Annotated in this window: 20 protein-coding genes and 1 tRNA gene; 11 read left to right on the top strand and 10 right to left on the bottom strand. The window is 60.5% G+C overall.

The annotated features are described in order from the left end of the window. Nucleotides 1-8 precede the first annotated feature (8 nt). The 3 genes from serS (at nucleotide 9) to ASD58_RS32910 (ending at nucleotide 2,016) form a co-directional block, all read left to right on the top strand. Nucleotides 9-1,298 carry a serine--tRNA ligase gene (serS, locus tag ASD58_RS21555; protein WP_057263273.1) on the top strand — a complete coding sequence of 430 codons (1,290 nt, stop codon included), beginning with the start codon at nucleotides 9-11 and terminating at the stop codon, nucleotides 1,296-1,298. Nucleotides 1,299-1,380: 82 nt separating this feature from the next. Continuing rightward, a tRNA-Ser gene (locus ASD58_RS21550) sits at nucleotides 1,381-1,471 on the top strand. A 194-nt stretch (nucleotides 1,472-1,665) separates the two neighbouring features. Then, complete coding sequence (locus tag ASD58_RS32910; RefSeq protein WP_082565597.1) at nucleotides 1,666-2,016, top strand: sensor histidine kinase; 351 nt, start codon at nucleotides 1,666-1,668, stop codon at nucleotides 2,014-2,016. A gap of 95 nt (nucleotides 2,017-2,111) precedes the next feature. Here the strand turns inward: ASD58_RS32910 and ASD58_RS21545 are convergent, their stop codons facing one another. Together ASD58_RS21545 and ASD58_RS21540 are read right to left on the bottom strand one after the other, a co-directional pair. Next, entirely contained in the window at nucleotides 2,112-2,459 is a 348-nt protein-coding gene (locus ASD58_RS21545; RefSeq protein WP_057263272.1) for an energy transducer TonB, read from the bottom strand. Nucleotides 2,460-2,739: 280 nt separating this feature from the next. Beyond that, a complete protein-coding gene (locus ASD58_RS21540) occupies nucleotides 2,740-3,510 on the bottom strand; it encodes an SDR family oxidoreductase (RefSeq protein WP_057263271.1) in 771 nt (256 codons plus the stop codon). A gap of 170 nt (nucleotides 3,511-3,680) precedes the next feature. On the opposite strand from ASD58_RS21540, the gene ASD58_RS21535 reads away from it, so the two are divergent. Further along, complete coding sequence (locus tag ASD58_RS21535; protein WP_057263270.1) at nucleotides 3,681-4,646, top strand: LysR family transcriptional regulator; 966 nt, start codon at nucleotides 3,681-3,683, stop codon at nucleotides 4,644-4,646. 161 nt (nucleotides 4,647-4,807) lie between these two features. Here the strand turns inward: ASD58_RS21535 and ASD58_RS31440 are convergent, their stop codons facing one another. The 4 genes from ASD58_RS31440 to ASD58_RS32655 all read right to left on the bottom strand — a co-directional run bounded on the left by ASD58_RS31440 (nucleotide 4,808) and on the right by ASD58_RS32655 (nucleotide 9,479). Next, nucleotides 4,808-5,719, bottom strand: coding sequence for a hypothetical protein (locus tag ASD58_RS31440; RefSeq protein WP_156401416.1), 912 nt, complete (start codon nucleotides 5,717-5,719; stop codon nucleotides 4,808-4,810). A gap of 642 nt (nucleotides 5,720-6,361) precedes the next feature. Then, the gene (locus ASD58_RS21525) at nucleotides 6,362-6,832 is read right to left on the bottom strand and encodes a response regulator (protein WP_057263268.1); all 471 of its coding nucleotides are present in this window, start codon (nucleotides 6,830-6,832) and stop codon (nucleotides 6,362-6,364) included. Continuing rightward, nucleotides 6,829-8,700 carry an ATP-binding protein gene (locus tag ASD58_RS21520; RefSeq protein ID WP_057263267.1) on the bottom strand — a complete coding sequence of 624 codons (1,872 nt, stop codon included), beginning with the start codon at nucleotides 8,698-8,700 and terminating at the stop codon, nucleotides 6,829-6,831. The genes ASD58_RS21525 and ASD58_RS21520 overlap by 4 nt, the downstream gene beginning before the upstream one ends. After that, entirely contained in the window at nucleotides 8,697-9,479 is a 783-nt protein-coding gene (locus ASD58_RS32655; RefSeq protein WP_057263522.1) for a response regulator transcription factor, read from the bottom strand. The genes ASD58_RS21520 and ASD58_RS32655 overlap by 4 nt, the downstream gene beginning before the upstream one ends. 131 nt (nucleotides 9,480-9,610) lie before the next feature. Here ASD58_RS32655 and ASD58_RS21510 point away from each other — a divergent pair, with 131 nt between their 5' ends. Together ASD58_RS21510 and zwf are read left to right on the top strand one after the other, a co-directional pair. After that, nucleotides 9,611-10,105: an SgcJ/EcaC family oxidoreductase gene (locus tag ASD58_RS21510; protein ID WP_057263266.1), complete on the top strand. Its 495-nt coding sequence runs from the start codon at nucleotides 9,611-9,613 to the stop codon at nucleotides 10,103-10,105. Nucleotides 10,106-10,219: 114 nt separating this feature from the next. Further along, the gene (gene zwf / locus ASD58_RS21505) at nucleotides 10,220-11,683 is read left to right on the top strand and encodes a glucose-6-phosphate dehydrogenase (RefSeq protein WP_057263265.1); all 1,464 of its coding nucleotides are present in this window, start codon (nucleotides 10,220-10,222) and stop codon (nucleotides 11,681-11,683) included. On the opposite strand, the gene ASD58_RS21500 is transcribed toward zwf, so the two are convergent. Further along, nucleotides 11,667-12,425, bottom strand: a complete 759-nt coding sequence (locus tag ASD58_RS21500; protein WP_057263264.1) for a LytTR family DNA-binding domain-containing protein — start codon at nucleotides 12,423-12,425, stop codon at nucleotides 11,667-11,669. The two genes, zwf and ASD58_RS21500, sit on opposite strands and share 17 nt — an antisense overlap. Then, nucleotides 12,422-13,516, bottom strand: a complete 1,095-nt coding sequence (locus tag ASD58_RS21495; RefSeq protein ID WP_162253046.1) for a sensor histidine kinase — start codon at nucleotides 13,514-13,516, stop codon at nucleotides 12,422-12,424. Before ASD58_RS21495 ends, ASD58_RS21500 begins: the two co-directional genes overlap by 4 nt. A 128-nt stretch (nucleotides 13,517-13,644) precedes the next feature. Between ASD58_RS21495 and ASD58_RS21490 the strand changes: the two genes are divergently transcribed. Both ASD58_RS21490 and ASD58_RS21485 read left to right on the top strand, forming a co-directional pair. Beyond that, entirely contained in the window at nucleotides 13,645-15,717 is a 2,073-nt protein-coding gene (locus tag ASD58_RS21490; RefSeq protein WP_057263262.1) for a TonB-dependent siderophore receptor, read from the top strand. A gap of 96 nt (nucleotides 15,718-15,813) precedes the next feature. Beyond that, on the top strand, nucleotides 15,814-16,224 hold the full coding sequence (locus ASD58_RS21485; RefSeq protein ID WP_082565594.1) for a thermonuclease family protein: 411 nt from the start codon (nucleotides 15,814-15,816) through the stop codon (nucleotides 16,222-16,224). Here ASD58_RS21485 and ASD58_RS21480 read toward each other — a convergent pair. Further along, nucleotides 16,221-17,117: a LysR family transcriptional regulator gene (locus ASD58_RS21480; RefSeq protein ID WP_057263260.1), complete on the bottom strand. Its 897-nt coding sequence runs from the start codon at nucleotides 17,115-17,117 to the stop codon at nucleotides 16,221-16,223. The two genes, ASD58_RS21485 and ASD58_RS21480, sit on opposite strands and share 4 nt — an antisense overlap. A 116-nt stretch (nucleotides 17,118-17,233) precedes the next feature. Here ASD58_RS21480 and ASD58_RS21475 point away from each other — a divergent pair, with 116 nt between their 5' ends. The 3 genes from ASD58_RS21475 to trxB all read left to right on the top strand — a co-directional run bounded on the left by ASD58_RS21475 (nucleotide 17,234) and on the right by trxB (nucleotide 19,471). Further along, the gene (locus ASD58_RS21475; RefSeq protein ID WP_057263259.1) at nucleotides 17,234-17,752 is read left to right on the top strand and encodes a hypothetical protein; all 519 of its coding nucleotides are present in this window, start codon (nucleotides 17,234-17,236) and stop codon (nucleotides 17,750-17,752) included. A gap of 70 nt (nucleotides 17,753-17,822) precedes the next feature. Beyond that, a complete protein-coding gene (locus ASD58_RS21470; protein WP_057263258.1) occupies nucleotides 17,823-18,452 on the top strand; it encodes a glutathione S-transferase family protein in 630 nt (209 codons plus the stop codon). 71 nt (nucleotides 18,453-18,523) lie between these two features. Further along, complete coding sequence (gene trxB / locus ASD58_RS21465) at nucleotides 18,524-19,471, top strand: thioredoxin-disulfide reductase (protein WP_057263257.1); 948 nt, start codon at nucleotides 18,524-18,526, stop codon at nucleotides 19,469-19,471. 29 nt (nucleotides 19,472-19,500) lie between these two features. Here the strand turns inward: trxB and ASD58_RS21460 are convergent, their stop codons facing one another. After that, the gene (locus ASD58_RS21460) at nucleotides 19,501-20,514 is read right to left on the bottom strand and encodes a glycosyl hydrolase 53 family protein (protein WP_057263256.1); all 1,014 of its coding nucleotides are present in this window, start codon (nucleotides 20,512-20,514) and stop codon (nucleotides 19,501-19,503) included. Nucleotides 20,515-20,552 lie beyond the last annotated feature (38 nt).

The following is a 20,552-nucleotide window of genomic DNA, read 5'->3' as shown; positions in this document are numbered from 1 at the left end:
AGCAAAACATGATCGACATCCAACTTCTCCGTAAAGACATTGATACTGTCGCCGCCAAACTGGCGACCCGCAAATTCCAGCTCGACGTAGCTGGCTTCAATGCCCTGGAAGGCGAGCGCAAAGCCATCCAGATGCGCACCGAAGAACTGCAAAGCAAGCGCAACTCGCTGGCCAAGCAGATCGGTATGATGAAGGGCAAAGGGGAAGACACCACCGCCGTGATGGCCGAAGCAGCAGGCCTGGGCGATGAACTGAAGGCCAACGAGATCAAGCTGGCCGACGTGCAGTTGAAGATGAATACTTTCCTGCAGGCCGTACCGAACCTGCCGCACGAATCCGTGCCAGCAGGCGCCGACGAAACCGGCAACGTGGAAGTCCGCAAATTCGGCACTCCGCGCAGCTTCGACTTCGAAGTCAAAGACCATGCCGACGTAGGCGCCGCACTGGGCCTGGACTTCGAGACCGCCACCAAACTGACCGGTTCCCGCTTCAGCGTCATGAAGGGCGGCATCGCACGCCTGCACCGCGCACTGGCGCAGTTCATGCTGGATACCCACACCGACAAACACGGCTACACCGAGTGCTATACCCCATACATGGTCAACGCCGAGTCCCTGCTGGGCACTGGCCAGTTGCCGAAGTTCGAAGCCGACCTGTTCTCGGTGAAGAAGGGTGGCGCGGAAGGCGAAGGCCAGAACTTCTACCTGATCCCGACCTCGGAAGTTTCGCTGACCAATATGGTGCGCGACGAGATCGTGGCCGTCGAGACGCTGCCGATCAAGGTCACCGCCCACACGCCATGCTTCCGTTCCGAAGCCGGTTCCGCCGGCCGCGATACCAAGGGCATGATTCGCCAGCACCAGTTCGACAAAGTTGAACTGGTCCAGGTGGTGCATCCTGAGAAATCGTATGAAGCGCTGGAAGAGATGGTCGGCCATGCCGAAACCATCCTGCAGGCGCTGGGCCTGCCTTACCGCGTGATGCAACTGTGCACCGGCGACATGGGCTTTGGCGCAGCCAAGACCTATGACCTGGAAGTGTGGCTGCCAGCGCAGAACACCTATCGTGAGATTTCCTCGCTGTCGAACTGCGAAGCGTTCCAGGCGCGCCGCATGCAGGCTCGCTTCCGCAATGCTGCGGGCAAGCCGGAACTGCTGCACACCCTGAACGGCTCCGGCCTGGCAGTGGGCCGCACCCTGGTCGCCGTGCTGGAAAACTACCAGCAGGCTGACGGCTCGGTGGAAATTCCAGCCGCGCTGCAGCCGTATATGGGCGGCCTGACCAAGCTCGTAGCATAAAGTTGAAAATAGCCCTTCCATTTTTAAAAAGGGCTGCTATAATCTTGGCTCTCAACGGCGACCACCGTTAAATGCAGTACCTGGAGAGGTGGCAGAGTGGTCGAATGTACCTGACTCGAAATCAGGCGTAGGGTGTCCCCCTACCGTGGGTTCGAATCCCACCCTCTCCGCCAGAATACGAAAAACGGCCTCGGAAACGAGGCCGTTTTTTTTTCGTCTGCTCTTTGGGGAAAGCTAGACCAATGCCCAGGTAAGCCCACCGCAATCCACTTGCCAGGTGGTTGAAGAACTGCGCCACGTGTACCCAACGCGCACTATTGAGGCAGATATCCCGTCAGGCATTGAGCTCTTATGCGATGGGCAGCGGATGGCCCAGTTGCTATCCAATCTGCTGAAAGACGCCATCGTTCATGGCCGCCCGAGCGAACCTGTATCGGCACGCGTGAAGTGGAGTTCGGAAATCTTCGAGATGGCAGTGACGAACGCCGGCCCTGTAATCCCGCCCGAAACCCGGGTCCACCTGTTTAAGCCATTTTGGCGAAGTTCGACTTCAGCGACAAAGAAGGAACTAGGACTAGGCCTATACATTGCTTCAGAGATCGCACGATCGCATGGCGGGAAACTGAACCTGACATCATCCGGAGGCGAGATTACTTTTACATACCGCGTCTGGAACCAGTCGGCCGCCAGAACACTGAAAGGGCCCTTCGGCACTTAGCGCTATCTAGAGCGCGTTAAGGCTAAAGGGCCCTTTCGCATTTTTCTGGATCGAATTTTTGCCTGACATAAGCCTGGCTGCAGACTGAATCGATGTCAGTTCGCGATCCACGTGTATTGGACAGTGGTCCAGCCCGGTGCACGGCCGCTGTCTTTGGCTGCAGCCCCGAACTTGCAGGTGCCGCCGGCGCGCAGCGAGGCCTTGTCGAGCTCGCGGTAGCCGCTTGTAGCGACTACTTTTTTGTCTTTCACTGAACCATCTGCACCAACCAGCAAGGCCAGGCGGACGGTACCTTGCAGGCCATCATCGATCCACGTCACCGGGTAGTCGGGAATGCCGCAGCTGTCCGATGTTGGGGCGGTAGCCGTTTCAGCGGCGTTGGCGGCAAACCCGGTCATCGACAGGGCGAAAGCGATAGCAATAGCGTGCAGTTTACCAATCATGATGAGCTCCAGTAGGCGGGGTTGAAAACATCGTTTGGGTGAATTCAATATACTGCGTTGCACCATATTGCAAAAATTTATTTTTAGAATCGTAATTATTCATATTGTGAATAGCTATGCCGAGAACCATCATGCAGGTCATGTGAGGGGCCGCCCGGCGCCCCTTGCATCATAGAGTGCGGAGTCACGTTGACTGAATATCGGGCGTAGCGCACACCGTATCCCATGGGCATCGGAGCTCAGGGGCTGCCCCCGGATTAATGTCCGGGGGCAGCTGACATCAGATGCCTTCTTTCGTAGGCATGATGACGATCTGTTGCATGTTCACGTGCTTAGGCATCGAGACAATGAACCCGACGGTTTCAGCAATGTCTTCCGCTTTCAGAAAGTCGATCGACTTGGACGCGTTTTCCAGCCAGTCAATCGCGCCTTGGAAGGTGAAGTGGCTTTGCAGTTCAGTCTCTGTGATGCCAGGCTCGATTACCGATACGCGGATGTTCTTAGGGCCCAGTTCGACGCGCAGATGTCGAGTCAGGTGACTGACGAACGCTTTGGTAGCCGAGTACACTGCGAAGTAGCCAAATACGTACTGGCCAGCAATGGACGAGGTGTTAATCAGGTCGACAACCTTGCCTTGCGCTGCGGCTTCTTCCATTTGCGGAATGAAGGCCTGGATAACTCGCATTGCGCCGGTAACGTTCAGGTCGATCTGGGCTTCCCACTCACGTTGTGGCTGGGCGCCAATGGCGCCTGGCAGCATCAACCCGGCATTGTTGAATATCAGGTCCGCGTTGCCCAGTTGTGTACGCACAGCTGCCGCAGCGGCCTCGACAGATGACTGGTTGGTCACGTCGGTGACCAGGGCGATTGCTTCGCTGCCCAGTTGCTGAATCTCTGCAGCGACGGTATCCAGAGCCTCCTTGCGGCGTGCCAACAGTGCGACTTTCGCACCGCGAGAAGCCAACAGCAGAGCGGTAGCACGGCCCATGCCGCTCGATGCACCGGTAACCACAGCTACGCGGCCAGTCAGATCTTTAGTGATGGTGTTCATGTTGAATCTCTTTCGGAGTTAGTGATGTGTCGGGTGACAGGGAGCACTTTAGGGAAGGCTCAACCCACCCGGTAGTTACTGCTCGGAGGTTTCAAAGACAACCGTAGGTTGCTAATCGGGGAGGGGTTGCTAAACTACAAGGCAAATTGACGAACATCTGAAGGGCAGCCGTGGACGAACTTCGAGCGATCTCAACCTTTATCCGAGCAGCTGAACTAGGTAGCTTTAACAAAGCTGCAACCGCCCAGGGAACCACTCCGCAAGCAGTCAGCAAGAATATCAGGCAGCTTGAGCATTACCTGGGCGTGCGGCTATTCCACCGAACAACCCGGCAGAACGCGCTGACTGAAGATGGTCAGTTATTGCTCGATTCAGTACGTGCCAGCATGGAAGGCTTCGCAGGGGCGTTAAATCGTGTAAAGAATTCGGCAAGGGGCGACGAGGGTCTAATCCGCATTAGTGCTGGTGGTGCGGTAGGGCGCAAGGTTCTGATGCCATTGGTTGCGGAGTTCAGCAGCCTTTACCCTGGCGTGATCTTCGACTTGGTGCTTGAAGACCGCAGTACCGATACTGTTGGCGAGCGCATCGACCTTGGCTTTAAAGCCGGCAATGCACCTACTTCACAAGTTGTCTCGCGATGGCTATTCCCGATTCAATTAGTCGTCTGTGCGACGAAGAAGTACTTGAAGACGCACGGAGTTCCTCAGACTATCGATGACTTGGCAAAGCATAGATGCATCGGGTATCGGCAACCGGGAACTGGCCGACCTGTTCCTTGGGAATTCCAAATCGACGGAGAAACTTCGTACCGGTCAATGGACTTTATCGTCTGCTGTAGTGACCCGGAGGCAGAAATGCACGCTGTACTGAGCGGGATCGGCATTGGCCAAATCGATAGCATCAACGCGACCGCAGAACTTCGAGCGGGGACGCTCGTACCGCTCCTGATTCCTAGCACAAGCGATCGCATGGGACTCTATTTGTACTATGCGCAACGTACCGATATGCCGAGCCGAGCACGTCGTTTTATTGACTTTGCAGCCGAACGGCTGCATGGTGGAACGAACTTCCATATGCCGGACAAAGAGCTATATGCGATAAGACGGAAGGGCCAAAAATCAAAAGATCCCGGCTAGCCGCGAGCACTGCGCCGTGCTGCCGGGCCGTGGTTTCTTGTCGATACCGGCGAATGGCAGCACCACGGCAGTACGAACGCTACGCACTGGGATAAATGGGTGCTACAGACACCCTCTTTTCGTCAGACCCATTTTCCGCAGGCGCATGCAGGCCGCAACTTCTAATGATGCTTGTCCGACTTGTGACCCTCGTCCTTGTCTGGTTTATCGGGCTTGTCCGGTCGGCCACCGTGTCTGGGCTCCGCGCTGTGTGCAAATTCGCGCGTGTCGGAATGGCGTTGCACTGGAGCTGGCTCGTTACGGTTAGGCTCACTTCGAACAGGTGCGCGTTCCTGCCAGGCAGTCGGGGCGTCACGAGGCGGCGGTGGCCGGCTTTCTGGCGCAGGCTCGCGCCTGTTTGGATGCATCGTATTGCCGGGTGATTCGGCTGGGGCAACCATTTGCACGCGGTCCCGGTCCTGGTGAGGTGGATTTGGCCGCGCATGCGGCCGGTTTCGCGACTCGCCTACATGTCCCTGCCATCCCTGGCGTACTTGAGGATCATGCGGCTTGTAACGGTAATGCTGTTGTGCGAGGTTGCGCCGCTGCGCATCATCGGGATAGTTGGTTCGTGTGAAGCGTTGCTGATAGCTTGGCAGAGGGGCAGGAGCTGGAGCAGCGGCGCGATTCCATCGCTGCCAGTTGGCGTGCCGGCTTGCCCAGTCAGGACCCCAGACGCGGTCCCAGCGTGGTGCCGTATCGATGGCCCAACTCCTGAAGATCACGGGCGGATATCGGTAATAACGCACGGGCACGCGCAGAATGAAGAGCGGCACGTTGTCGATGGCAACCAGATCCCAAGGGCCGTCGAACCATGGGCTTGCATACCATTCGTCGTCAACGTAAACCCAATACAGGCCATCGTAGAAGAAGTAATTGGCATGCAAGCGCGGCGCGTAATACACCGGGTAGCCGGGAACACGCTGCAAGACGGGATACTGGACTACTTCGATGGAAATGTTGACGCTGGCACTTGCGGGAGGCAGCATGAAATTGAGTGCCGCCATCGCCAGTATGGTGATTAGTTTGTGCATGGAGTCCCCCTTGGCACGGGGTCGTGGCAAACGCGATCAGCTTCGCCGCAGCCACAATGATGTCAGAATAGGGCGGCCTGTATTGTCGTGTCTGTACGGTGGCGCACTGATAAGTCAGGGAATGGGGCCAGGCGATAGCGGATCTGGTCTAATGCGCCGATTGCCGGGACATGTGGCGGCGATCTTTAACCAGGTCGACGCCTAATAGTTGCTGCCGGACTTTGTCGTTGGGGCGTCGGAATACGGTTTGCACGAGGGAGGGGGCTAATCCCGATAGCAGAGCATTGCGCAAACCTGAATCTGCACCGAACGCGGCTCGTGTGAGCAGCGCCGAGGAAACCTTCTCAGCCGTCAAATAGTCCGTGCGCCTTGTCATGAAGCCAGCATACATGCGCTGCGGTATGCAGGACTGTTGCTTACATAACCGTATTCATCAGCATGGTCGCCAATGAGGTCAATGTTTCGGAGTCCCTGACGCCTGGGCCAGGAATTTTCTGGCGGTGGCCTGGATTTCACATAGCCCGCTATCGTGAGGGCGATAGTGCGGCGGTTCGCAAATCACACCGCCTGGCCAGGCGGGCAGGGAGATCAGGAGCAATGAGCCTTTGCTCACCAATTTCAATATACTGGACATGCGCAGTCTTAATCGCGCCGGCTGCGGTAGCTTTGCGGGGCCAGGCTTTCTTGCGGCGCCAGGGCCTGCAGGCGTTTGTACAGCACGCGGGTCTCCAGCAGGTTCCAGACCCGCAGCATCGCTTCCAGCGTGTCGAATGGCTTGGTCAGGAAGTCTTTCGCTCCAAGAGACAGGGCACGCAGCTTGGCTTCGCTGGTGGCGTCGGCGGTAATGACCAGCACCGGACGGAAATCGAAGGGGTTTCCACGGCGCTTGAGTTGTTCCAGCACCGCATAGCCATCGATCTCGGGCATCATCAAATCAAGGATGATCAGGTCGGGATCGAAAGCGTTGTACAGGCCAAGCGCCATCCTGGCATCTGTCGTGCAAACCACTTGCGTCAGTCCTTCGCCGATAAGCAGGTCCTCCAGCAGGCGCAGGTTGGCCGGCTGGTCATCGATGATCAGGATGCGTGAGGCGAGTACTTCGTTTTCCATCATGGCGATTGTTCGATCTTGTCCAACAGGGCGTAAAAGTCCGGTACCTTGAGAGGCTGGTCCAGGTGCTGCCAGCTCGCGCCAGCCGTTCCTGTTGCGGCACCCAGCAATACCGGGGTGGGGCCCGTTGCCTCTCCGCCGGCTGCAACGAAGGAGTCGGCCAGCCTTGCTCCAAGCAGCAGTAAATCCGGCTGCATTTCTTGTGCGATTTCGGCGCCGCCGGCAGCATCTTCAGCAATAGCCAGGCGCCAGCGCTGGCGCCGTTGCAGCAGGGTGCTGACCAGGATGCGGGTCGAAGCATCGTCTTCGATGAGTAAGGCGCGATGGGTGGCCTTGTCCCCGGACGGGACAGGCGGCGAGGATGCGCAGGGCAGTGCAACGGTTGCAGCCGCGCTATCCAATACGGCGGGCAGCGTGAGGGTAAAGCGGCTGCCCCTGCCGGGACGTGCGGAGTGGCTGATATCACCGCGCATCACCTGCATCAATGCCTTCGACACAGCGAGGCCCAGGCCAGCTCCCTCGGTCCGGCTGCGTTCAGCTCCGAGCCGGTCGAATGGCGCGAACAGGCGATGCAGGTGGGAAGGTGGAATGCCGGCACCATCGTCATCGATATCGATGCAAACTGTGTTGCCGTCGATGCGCCAGCCAATATCGACGGCGCCGCCGGGTGCACCGTATTTGACGGCATTGGACAGCACGTTAAGCAATACCTGCAACAGGCGCTGGCGGTCCGCCAGCACTGTGCAGGCTGGCGCAAGATTGGCGCGCAATTGGACCGAGCGTTTGCCGGCCATCGGCTGTACCAGGGCCAGCGCCTCTGCCACCAAAGGCGCCAGGGAAACCGGTGCATTGTCCAGTGCCAGCTTGCCGGCTTCGATGCTGCCTATGTCGAGTACTTCGTTGATCAGCGATAGCAAATGCTGGCCGGCAGTGCTGATCTGCGCCGCATGTTCACGGTTGCGCGGTTCGCGGCAATCGGCTACCAGCAACTGCGCATAACCGAGGATGGCGTGCAACGGCGTGCGCAATTCGTGGCTGGTGCGAGCCAGGAATTCCGTCTTGGCCACGCTGGCCGCCTGCGCAGCCGACGCCCGCCCCGCCAGCAGCAAACTGGCCTGGTGCAGGCGTTCGGCCAGTTGTCCCAGTTCGTCGGTGTTGTCGGGAGCCAGCGCCAACGGCAGGTCGCGTGTCAGGCGTTCCGCGTTCTCCGCTGCCAGGCGAACCCGCCGTACCAGGCCAATGATGAATAGCAGCGTTGCCAGCGCGCCGGCCAGGCCAACCGGAATGATGGCCATTGTTGTCCAGAGATTGCGGTTCGTCGCCTGCTGCAGTTCTTCCGTGCGTTGCGCCACCAGGGCGGCTTCGCGCCGGTTCATGGCGGAGATTTCTGCGCGCAACTGGTCGAGGATCTGTTTGCTGCGCAGCAGGTGCTCCTGCAATTCGGCCTCGCTGGCATTGCGCTGGCCGCGCAACTGGTCAAGGCTGGCCAGCTTCGCCTGGAGCAGCGGCAGTACGCGCTGCAGGCTTGCACGCTGAGCGGGATCGCTCACGGTGGCCTGCAAGTTGGCCAGGGTTGCGGGTAATCGCTCGCTGGCCGCGCGGTAGGGCGTCAGGAAGTCGTCGCGTCCAGTCAGCAGGTAGCCGCGCACGCCGGTTGCCGCTTCGGCGATCAGCATATGCAGGTGCTGGATCTCGCTTTGCGCTCGCATGGTGCGCATCATGTCTGTAGTCGCGATGGCGGTATTGCGCTCCAGCCGGTAGCTGGTGATCGCCGAAGCGAGCAGCAGAACGGTGGAGGCGGCGATGACGACGCCGCCTTTCCATGCCAGCGGCCAGTGGCGCGGGTGCTGCCTGCGGTCCGGGATCGTCATGGACCGAACCCGTAGTCGGCTGCGCGCACGGCGGCCTGGGTCCGGTCGCCCACCTCCAGTTTATGCAAAATGCGTTCGACATGAACTTTGACCGTGCCGGTCGCGATGCCCAATTGCTCGCCCATCGCCGCATTTGTCATGCCGCTTGGCAGGAGCGCGAATACCTGCAACTCGCGCGGGGTCAGCACTTCGCTGATCTCCGCCAGGCCGGGCCGCACCGGCCTCGCAGTCGTTTGTTTCGAGGCTGCCAGGGCCGCAGCCAGGAGCGTGGCCACGGCCTGCAAAGTCGCTATGTCCTCCTGGTTCGGCGGTGGTGCGGGCTGCGCGCTGAGCAGGCCGAGAACGCCGCGGTTCTTGCCGTCGAAGTGCAATGGCACCAGTACTTCCAGCCCCACCTGCGGGTCGCGGCTGATACGCAGGGTACTGCTTACGCCATGCCCGATGACCGGCACCTGCTGGCTGGGCTGCATGGTGGCGGCCAGTGCATGCCGGGGCATGATGCGCGCGCCAATGGGGGATACCGCACCTTGGGCGGCGCAGACATGCAGACCATCGTCCTTCGCTTCCAGGAGCACGCCGTCTTCGAGGGAAAGGAAGGCCAGCGTTTTGGCCAGTACGCTGGCCAGCGCCTTGGGGCGGGCACCATCGCTCGCCAGAATTGCAGCCGCATCGGTCAGCAAGCGCCACCGCGCAGCGCTGCTTTCGCCGAAGCGGTACCGGCGGCGTGTGTTGCGCGCATTGTCGGCGGAGGCCACGGGAGAATTTGATGGAGGGGTCACGTGCAGGTTTGCAAAAAATGTCGTCCTGATTATATGCCAGTCGGCATAGACCATCACCGCCGGCCGGCAGATTTTTATTTTCTCCGGCCCTCGCATACTGGGTTCTCTTCAATCATCAAAAGGAAACCAAAATGAAGTCCCTGCTGTTTGTTGCTGCCCTGCTTGCCGGTCCTGCCGTCCATGCCGCCGAAGCGGCTGTCTCGTATCAAGGCGTGGCGGCGGCCCCCGCTACGGCGGCCGAGAAGGAAATTGCGGCCTTGTTCGACCGCTGGAATGCGGCCCTGGCGACAGGAAAGACCAGTGAGGTCGTCAAACTGTACGCGGCCAATGGCGTGCTGCAGCCAACCGTGTCGAACAAGATCCGCGCCACTCCGGAGGAAATTGCCGACTATTTCGACCATTTCCTGGCATTGAAGCCGAAAGGCACGATCAACTATCGCCAGATCCGGGTGCTGGACGAGAATACGGCCGTGGATAGCGGCGCCTATACCTTCGACATCGTCAAGAACGGCAAGCCGGCCAAGGTAAGGGCGCGCTATACCTACGTTTATGAAAAAATCAACGGCGCATGGAAGATCATGAACCATCATTCCTCGGCCATGCCGGAGGCTACCAAGGATAATTGATCGCTGCGGGGGGAGGGTGTCACGGGCCGATTTCAGCGGGTTTCTGCCGCCGGATGCGACTTTGGGTATGATTAGCATTCCGACTTGCTACCGTGACTGAACTTTAGCTTCGATATGACATCTACTCCCCAATTCGATTCCAGCCTGCCACTCGACATGATTATCTTCGGCGGGGTGGGCGATCTCGCCATGCGCAAATTGCTGCCCGCGCTGTATATGGCGCACCTGCATGGCAACCTGCCGCCCGGGACCCGCATCATTTCCACGGGCCGCCAGGAATATGACCGCACGGCTTACCTGGCTTTCGTCGAGGAGCACTCGCGGCCTTTCATCAGCACCGAAAACTTCACCGACGAGGCATGGCGCAGCTTCCAGCAATTGCTGGAGTTCGTGCGCATCGATGTGGAAAAAGACGGCATGGCGCCGCTGGCAAAAGTTTCGCGCCAGGGCGCGGAACGGGTGTTCTACCTGGCCACCGCGCCTTCACTTTTCACCACCATTTGCGACAAATTGTCCGAAGCCGGCCTGGTCGACCGTAATGCACGCGTGGTGCTCGAGAAGCCGCTGGGACGCGACCTGGCGTCCGCAGTAGAGATCAATGAAGCGGTCGGCAAGCATTTCGACGAATCGCAGATTTACCGCATCGATCATTACCTGGGCAAGGAAACTGTGCAAAACCTGATGGTGCTGCGCTTTGGTAACTCGATCCTCGAGCCGCTGTGGCGCGCACCAAATATCACCAGCGTGCAGATTACGGTTGCCGAAGAAGTGGGCGTGGGCAGCCGCGCCGGCTTCTACGACAGTGCGGGCGCCATGCGCGACATGGTGCAGAACCACCTGCTGCAGTTGCTGTGCATCGTCGCGATGGAGCCGCCTGCCTCGCTGGCGCCGGATGCGGTGCGCGACGAGAAGCTCAAGGTCCTGCGCTCGCTGCGCCGCTTCAGCCTGGCCTCCATTGCGCGCGATACCGTTCGTGGCCAATACGTGCGCGGCGTGAGCGGCAACCAGGAAGTGCCTGGCTACCTGGAAGAGCGCAATGTGCCGGCCGGCAGCAATACCGAGACCTTCGTGGCCATGCGCGCCTATGTCGACACCTGGCGCTGGTCCAAGGTGCCGTTCTACCTTCGCACCGGCAAGCGTATGGCACGCCGCTCGTCCAAGATCGTGATTGAGTTCGCGAATCCTCCGTTCCCCTTATTCCCGGAGACGCCGGGCGGCGTGGCCAACCGGCTGGTAATCGAACTGCAGCCGGAGGAAGCGATCAAGCTGCAGCTCATGGCAAAGCAGCCCGGCAGCGGCATGCAGATGCAGCAGGTTGCGCTGAACCTGGACCTGCAATCCGCTTTCTCGCAGCGCAGGGCCGAAGCCTATGAGCGCTTGCTGATCGACGTGGTGCGTGGCCGCCTGACCCATTTCATGCGCCGCGATGAGCTGGAAGCGGCCTGGGAATGGGCCGATCCGATCATCAACGGCTGGAGCACGCTGGCCGAGAAGCCGTATCCTTACGCGGCCGGTACCTGGGGGCCATCCGAGTCGTTTGCGCTGCTGGCGCGCGATGGCTTCAGCTGGGTGGAGTAGGCCGGGCGAGGCGGTTTTTTACCGACGCGGCATAACGCTCGCTGACCGGCAATTGCGCTCCGCCGGCCAGCGTCAATTCGTGGCTGCCTTCCTGAAGTTGGCGAATGGCCAGCATCGCGCTGCTGCGCACAAGGATGCGGCGATGGATGCGAAGGAATTGCGCGGGGTCCAGGTAGCGTTCCAGCTCCGACAGGGTGCTTCTGTGCAGGAAGGTGCGTTGCGGCAGGTGCAGTTCGACATAGTTGCCGGCCGATTCAACCCATAGCACGTCCGCCAGGTTGACGCGGTCGATCCTGCCGACCGAACGCACGGCCAGTTCGCTCCAATACCCGGGGGAAGGAGCGACGAAACCACGCAGTGCTTGCGTATAGGCCGCTCGCTGGTCGAGCAGTTTGCTGGCGCGTTCGAGCGCCAGCTGCAGCCGGCGTTCGTCCACCGGCTTGACGATGTAGTCGAGCGCGTGCACGTCAAATGCTTCCAGCGCGTGCCCCCGGTGGGCGGTCACGAACACGATCAATGGCGGCGCTTCGCGGCGGCTTAGTTCAAGTGCAAAGTCCAGGCCGGACTCCACGGGCATCTGCACGTCGAGCAGCACGATATCCGCACTGCCGTTTTCCAGGAAGGTGCGCGCGGCCGCCGCACTGGCGCATTCCGCGGCAACTTCCCAGCCCGGCAATGCCTGCAAGGCAAACCGGAGATTGGTGCGGGCATGGCCCTCGTCGTCTACGATGAGCGCTTTCATTGTTGCGACCTGCAGGGGAGCGAAAGCTCCGCCAGGAAGCGGTGCCCGGCGCGCCTGGTCACCAGGCTGGCTGCGTCGCCGTAGGCCAGTTGAAGGCGTGCGCGGATGCCGCGCAGGCCGATTCCCAAGCCTGCGGAGGGTGCACCCTGGGGGCTGGCGGGATTTGAGACCCGCACTTTAAGCTGGTTGTCCTGCCGCGTGAAGGTGATCTCAATATCGCTGGCGCCTGCATGGCATTCAAGGTCGTGGCGCAGGGCGTTCTCGACCAATGGCTGGAGCAGCATCGGTGGACAATCGATGCCGTCGTCGAGCAAATGGGCGCCTTCGATGCGCACTTGCAGGCGCTCGCCAAAACGCAGGCGTTGCAAGTCCAGGTAATGCTGAACGAATTCCAGCTCCTTGCTGGCGTCCACCCAGTCGTTTTCGCTGCTTGCCAGGGCATATTCCAGCAGGTCGCCGAGACGGGACAGACCGTCCAGCGCGAGTGCCTTGTCGTCCATGCGCACCATGGCGCCGATCGCGCTCAGCGTGTTGAAAATGAAGTGCGGCTCGAGCTGGCCGCGCAGTGCGGCGAGCCGCTGGCGCTCAAGAGATAGCAGGGCCAGTGCCAGTTGCTGGTCTTGCTGCCGCCGTTGGCGCCAAAGCAGGATGGCTACTACGACACCAAAGGCCATCGTCAGCAGCACATACTCGACGAACCATTCGAGCTTGTCCATGGTGATGACGTAGTTCCAGGCATTCCCGAGCGTCGGTGCAATGCCGAATTTGAAGCAGCGGCGGAAGGCCAGACCAAGCATCGCGCTGGGCCAGCACACTACGAGATAGGCGAGGTAGCCCAGGCCGACGCGCCGCATGCTGGCGAGCCATGCGGGATGGCGGCGGTAGAGCATGTACAGCAAATAGCTCTGGACCATCATCACTGAATAGCCGAACCACCAGCCGGCAGTCATTTGCCAGTAGCTGCGGGTATCGCCGCTGTCGATTCGATCGCCGTAGGTGGTGATGCCGGCCAGCGCGCAGACCAGCGTCCATAGCGCTACGTTGGCGAGCAAGGCGCGCAGCCAGCTTGGCATTGAAAGTAGTCGTTCCATGGCGCCGCAGTATATCAGCCGCATTTGGGCATTCGTCCCGGTGGTGCGGGTGTTCATCACAATCCACATCTTTTTTCCGGAACTCTCGCCAACAATGCGCATCGTTCTTCCACAACCTGGTTATTACGATGCGAATCCTGCTTTCCCTGTTGTTAGTTCCGCTTTTCGCCAGCGCCGAAAACGACGTGCCGCGTGTCGAGGTCAAGGCGGCCAGCGCCTTGCAGCAACGCCGCGACGACGGTGCCGGCCGGGTCGTCGTCTCACGCGAAGAGCTTTTGCGCTACGGCGATTCCACCTTGGCAGATACCCTGCGGCGCCAGCCTGGAGTGACGGTAAGCGGCGGACAGGTGCAGTTGCGCGGGCTTGGCGGCGGGCGCACGCAGTTCCTGCTGAATGGCGAACCCGCACCGCCGGGGTTTTCGCCCGATAGCCTGGCGCCAGAACTCATAGAACGCATCGAAATCCTGCGCAGCGCAAGTGCCGACAGTAGCGCCCAGGGTATTGCCGGCAGCATCAACATCGTATTGCGCCGAAGCGGTGGACGCGCCAGGTCGCTGGCCACGCTGGCCGGAAAGCAGTCCGGCGCCGGCTGGTCACCGGATGCTTCGTTCGATCTTTCGCGCCCTGGAGAGGATTATTCCGGCAACCTGTCGCTACAGGCATCGCGTGGGAAAAGCGCAGCTGCCAGCGGCATCTTCGAGAGCACACCGTCGTCCATGCGACTCACTGCTGAAGATGATTTTTCGAGCATTGAGCGGCTGGGACTTGCCCCACGCCTGAACTGGAAATTCGATGGCGGAACGAAGATGGCATGGCAAAGCCTGCTCGATCATGCCCGCAATCGCAACCGTGGAACTGCCCGGGAAACCGTCCTGTCTGGCGAATCGAGCGATTACCCGGTGAGCGCATACGGTGCCGGCGCCCGCACAGAGATCGTTCGCAGCGACGTCGAGGCCAGCCATCCGCTTGGCGAAGCAAGCCGCATTGAATGGAAAGCCGGAGTGGCGCATAACCGGCGCAACAGCGATTACGTTTTCAACGGCAGTAACGCGGCGGGAGATGCGCTCTGGCAGCGCCACGTCATCTCCAGCGCGGCGGATGACGGTGCCAGCAGCAGCGGCAAGCTGCGCCTGGGAGCCGGCGGCGGGCACGTGCTGGCAGCAGGGTGGGAAGGCTCGGTAGCGCGGCGCGCCGAATGGCGGCGACAGGAAGATGCCAGTGCGGCAGGAGTGCCGCTCGGTGAACTTGACCAGCGCTATACGGCCCGCGTGCGGCGGCTCGCCATGTACGCACAAGACGAATGGACGGTATCGCCCGTGCTCGATGCATATCTTGGCTTGCGCTGGGAGGGTCTGCGCACCTTGACCAATGGACGCGACCTGGCGAACACCGGCAGCAGCTCCAGTGTGTGGAGCCCGGTGGCGCACCTGCTATGGCGCTTGCCCGGTTCGCGCGACCAGTTGCGGCTTGGCCTGGCGCGCAGCTATAAGGCGCCCAACACGCGCGACCTGGTGCCGCGCCGCTTCACCGTCAACAATGGCAACGGCCCGGCAAATCCCGACGTTCAGGGCAACCCGGCCCTGCGCCCCGAACTGGCGTGGGGAATCGATGCCGCTTACGAAAGGTATTTTGACAGGGAAAGCATGGTCAGCGTGGCCGCTTATCATCGGCGCATCGCCAATGTCATCCAGCAGGTGCTGTTCGAGGACAAGGGGAAGTGGGTGGCTACACCCAGCAACATCGGTGGCGCGGTCACGCAAGGCCTGGAGTTTGACGGCCGCCTGGCGCTCGGCCCGGGGTCCATGGCGCGGCTGGGCTTGACGCGCAACTGGTCGCACGTGGAATCCGTAACGGGGCCCGGAAACCGTCTTGGCGAGCAGGTGCCGCTGACTGTCAACGCCGGCTTCGATTTCCGCTTCGGCGGCGGTATGACGGCTGGCTTCAATTGGAACCTGCAGAAAGGTGCCCTGGCGCACACCTCGGTCTTTCAATGGAGCGGGCGGAACACCGAACGCCGCCTCGATTTGCAGGCCAGCTGGCTGCTGCGTCCGGGCCTGGCCTTGCGTGCCACTGCAAGCAATGCCTTGAATCCTGACGCACGCAGCACTCAGATATTCGAGGACGGGCGCCGCTATGCCGTGCGAGAAGTGACAGGCAGCGGGCAGCGCACGTTCAAGCTGGCTGCGGAAGTCGCACTGTGACGATACAATTGCGGCCGTCCAAACAATTGGAGTAATGAAATTAAGAAGCTTGCACTGATTTTTGCACTGATTTGCAATCAAGCCTGCGCAGACACTGTGATCGGCGTTTCCGACGGCGACACGCTGACTGTGTTGAGCAAAGGCCATCCTGTCAAAGTTCGCCTTGCGAATATCGATGCGCCGGAAAAGAAGCAGCCTTTTGGCGCGCGCTCGAAGCAGTCTCTGTCGGACCTTTGCTTTGGCCGCGATGCGACGCTCGATTCCGGGAAACAGGACCGCTACGGACGCACCGTGGCAGTGGTGCACTGCGGCGATGTCAATGCCAATGTGGCGCAAGTTCGCAAAGGCATGGCTTGGGTCTATCCCCAGTACAACCATGATCCATCGCTGCCTGCAATCGAGGCCGCCGCGCGCAATTCCCGGGTCGGCTTATGGTCCGAGCGCGACCCGCTGGAGCCATGGCTGTTCCGCAAAGAGCGCAAGGCACGCAGCAGCTACCTGAACTAAGCGCTTCGGCCTTCGAACAGGTCTTTCATCTCGCGCAGGCCGGCGGTCAGGCATTCGACCGTTGCCGACACCTTCGGCACGCCACGCAACTGGCGTGGCGTGAGCAGCCATAGTTGCGAACGGAAGTCCGTCAACAGCGATGAAACACGGCGCAAGCGCGGGTTGGCGTCGCCCAGGTGGCAAGGCAATATGCCTACGCCAAGTCCCTCTTCAAGCAGCCTGCATACAGCCAGGGTGCTTGAGCAGCGCACAACCGCGCGCCGCATCAACCCTTCCGCTTCAAGCCATTTCGATGACGCCAGGTGCCCCAGCGATTCGTCGACCGTGACCCAAGCCTGCTGGTGCAGGTTTTCTTCGGATACGTTGGGCCAGCCTGCCGGCGCGTAGATCGCCACCTCGATATTGCAAACTACGCGGCCAATCAAGTCGCCATCCGGCTCGCCGCCGGATCGCAGGGCGATGTCGGCTTCGCGTTGGCGCACGTTCGCCAGGTTTTCGCCGACCTGCAGATTGATCGTGATATCGGGAAGCTCGCGCCGGCAGTGCGCCAGCAGCGGCGGTACGATGCGTGGCATCAGGACCTCGGTCGTCGCCAGGGTCAGGCGGCCGGCCGTTCCCAGCTCGGCGTCCCGCTCCAGGTCGCGCAGGCGCAAGTCGAATTCCTCCGCGAGCGCCAGCAACTGCGTCGCCGCTGCGGTTGGCTGGTATCCCTGGCGGCTACGCTCAAATAAGGTGGCGCCGAGGCTGGCCTCGATATCGCGAATGCGGCGGACTAGGGTTGGATGGCTGGAACCTAAGGCTTCGGCGGCTTTGGACAGGGAGCCGTGGCGGGCAACGGCAAGAATCACCTGGTAATCGTTCCAGGCGAGTCGGCTGGTCGGGAATTTGCTCATCGCCGCATTCTATCGCGTTGTTCAATTTTGAAAGCGCGTTGTTCATTTGATGGCTGTTGGCCGGTGTCTCCGGTGGCGACAATGGTGCCATTCAACCACTCATCAAAGGAAAGAAAATGATACGCAAGTTCCTGCTCGCCGTTGCCATGCTGATCGCCGTATCCGCTCACGGGGCCGAGAATGCCGCCTGCGGCGCGCCTGAATACATGCAGTTCGACTTCTGGGTCGGCAACTGGGAAGCGTTCGACCGCGGCGGCAAGCTGCTTGGCCACACGGTGATCGAGAAGGTTGAACAGGGCTGCGTCTTGCAGGAATGGTGGCGCGGTAATGGCACGGAAAACGGCGCAGGCACAAGCCTCAGCATGTATGACCGCAAGCACAAGCTTTGGCGCCATGTCTGGACCAGTGCACGCGGCAACTTCGCGCCAATCGATGGCGGCTGGCAGGGGGACCGTATGCTGATGACCGGCTACTTCATTAACGACAAGGGCGAGCGGGAATTCCATCGCACGGTTTGGAAGCCAATTCCTGGCGGCGTGCACCATGTGTGGGATGCCAGCACAGATGGCGGCGTGACCTGGACTGTCCTGCACGAAGCATGGCTGCGCCGTACCGACAAGGTCCTGGTGAAGTAGGGCGCCTGCAGCCGCCGGCAAACTGTTTTACTATTGTCCGGCTGACTACACCCAACTCAAAAGGACCAAGATGGCGGAATTCAAATTGCACTGCTTTGCTGCTTCCGGCAACTCGTACAAGGTTGCCCTATTCCTGGCCTTGGCCAAGGCGGACTGGGAACCCGTGGTAGTGGACTATTTCGGCGGCGAGACGCGCACGGAGAGCTGGCGCGAGAACCTCAACGAAATGGGAGAGATCCCGGTATTGGAACATAAGGGCCTGAAGATCAGCCAGTCTGGCGTGATCCTCGACTACCTGGCCGAGGTGACTGGCCAATTCGGGCCCCGCAACGAGGACGAAAAGCGCGACATCTGGCGCTGGATCCTGTTCGACAACCACAAGTTCACCAGCTATTACGCCACTTTGCGCTTCATGGTCGGCCTGCAGAAGACTAGCGATTCGGCGGTTACCCAGTTCCTGCGCGATCGGGCAATTGGTGCCTACCGTATCGTCGACAAACACCTGGCCGGCTCCAGGTTCCTGGTCGGCGACCGGCTCACCATCGCGGACCTGTCGCTGATTGGTTATGTCTACATGCCTGAAGAAACCGGCATCGACATGGGCGAGTTCCCCCACATCGCGGCCTGGAAGGAGCGCATCAGCGATCTTCCGGGTTGGCGCCATCCGCATGACCTCATGCCGGGAAAAAAAGCGTTCTGATTCACTTGGAATGAACTTTTTGGAGGCATGCCGGTATTAACTCAGCATCGTAATTAACTGAGGAATCCGACATGCCACAACACTCCCGACTGCTCATTCTTGGTTCCGGCCCTGCTGGCTACACCGCCGCTGTCTACGCTGCCCGCGCCAATTTGCAGCCGACGTTAATTACGGGACTGGAGCAAGGCGGCCAGTTGATGACCACAACCGATGTGGAGAACTGGCCGGCCGACCCGCTGGGCGTGCAGGGGCCGGACCTGATGCAGCGCTTCCGCGACCATGCGGAACGCTTCGGCACCCGCCTCATATTCGACCACGTCCACAGCGCCCACCTGCATGAGCGCCCGATCCGGCTGGTCGGCGATGCCGGCGAATATACATGCGATGCCTTGATCATCGCTACCGGCGCCTCGGCCCAGTACCTCGGGCTCGCATCGGAGCAGGCTTTCATGGGCCGCGGTGTTTCGGCTTGCGCCACTTGCGATGGCTTCTTTTACCGGGGCCGCGAGGTGCTGGTGGTCGGCGGCGGCAATACCGCGGTGGAGGAGGCGCTTTACCTTTCCAACATTGCTGCACGGGTGACGTTGGTGCACCGGCGCGAACGGTTCCGCGCCGAACCTATCCTGGTCGATCGCCTGATGTCGAAGGTCGCCGAGGGAAGGGTCGTGTTGAAGCTCAACGCCAACCTGCACGAGGTGCGAGGAGACGATGGCGGTGTGACCGGCGCCGTTCTGGGCCACGCCAGCGGCGAATTGGAACAGTTGGCGGTGCATGGCGTTTTCATCGCCATCGGACATAAGCCGAATACCGGCATATTCCAGGGCCAGCTCGTCATGCAGGACGGCTACATCAAGACGAAGTCCGGCCTGGGCGGCATGGCAACCTTGACCTCGATAGATGGCGTGTTTGCCGCTGGAGATGTGCAGGACCACGTCTACAGGCAAGCAATTACGAGTGCGGGGACTGGCTGCATGGCTGCGCTGGATGCGCAGCGCTACCTGGAGCAGCTTTCCACATAAGTCAAGGACGGACGCGGGGCCGAAAGCGCTTATTCGGCGAGGAAGGCCTTCATCGCCCTGGTCGGCTTGCCGTCATCGCCCCAGGCGCTGAGCGGGTACTTGCTCCAGCTTCGTGCGCCCAGCGGTTCCCAGTAGATGACGCCCAGGCCCTTCTGGCCGGGAACCGCTTTGACTTTGCGCTGCACGGCAACCAGCATGTCATAGGTGTTTTGCGCGCGGCGGTCTTCACCGCCGACTTCCACTACCATGACTTCCTTGCCATAGCGCGCGGCCATGTCGTTCATATTGCGGGCAAGGTCGCCAATCGACTTCTTGTAATCCGGTTTGCCGGGCAGCCAGTAGGGGTAGTAGGACATGCCGATCACGTCGTAGCGCGCGCCGTTGGCTGTTGCGTTGTCGAACCAGGTCCTGAAACGCTTGCTGTCGTTGCCGCGATCGAGGTGCAGGATGACTTTGGATGAAGGGCTCACGGACTTGATGGCATCGTAGCCCTGGTTGATTAACTGCGCCAGTTGTGGCCAGTTGTTGGTGCTGCCTTCCGGGTAGATCATTCCGCCTGGTGTTTCATTGCCTACCTGGACCCATTCCGGCGTGACGCCAGCCGCCTTGAGGGCGCTCATCACATCGTTGGTATAACTGTAGACGTCTTCCAGCAGGCGAGGGAAGTCATGGCCAGCCCAGGCTGCAGGCTTTTTCTGCTGCGACGGGTCGGCCCAGCTATCGCTGTAATGGAAGTTGATCATTACGCGCATGCCCATTTGCTGCGCGCGGACGGCCATGGCGATGGTTTCATCCTTGTTGTTATGGCCATTGGTCCGGTCCTCCGAGGGATTTACCCAGGTGCGCAGGCGTACCGTGTTGATGCCGTTGTCCTTGAGAATTTGCAGTGCGTCTTCCCGCTTGCCCTGGTCGTTGTAGAACTTGTAGCCGCTTGCCTCCATCTGCTGCAGCCAGCCGATGTCGGCGCCTTTTGCAAACTGCCCGGCCCAGGCGGGCATCGCGGCTGCCGCCAACAAGGCAAGCAGCACCCGGAATTTTTTCATCTCGTCTCCCTGTCATTCATTCGGGCACGATGCTAGCG

This window comes from Duganella sp. Root1480D1, from assembly GCF_001427305.1.
Classification (GTDB): Bacteria; Pseudomonadota; Gammaproteobacteria; order Burkholderiales; family Burkholderiaceae_D; genus Rugamonas.
The sequence above is the reverse complement of the archived record's forward strand: the minus strand, read 5'-3'. Positions and strand labels throughout refer to the sequence as shown.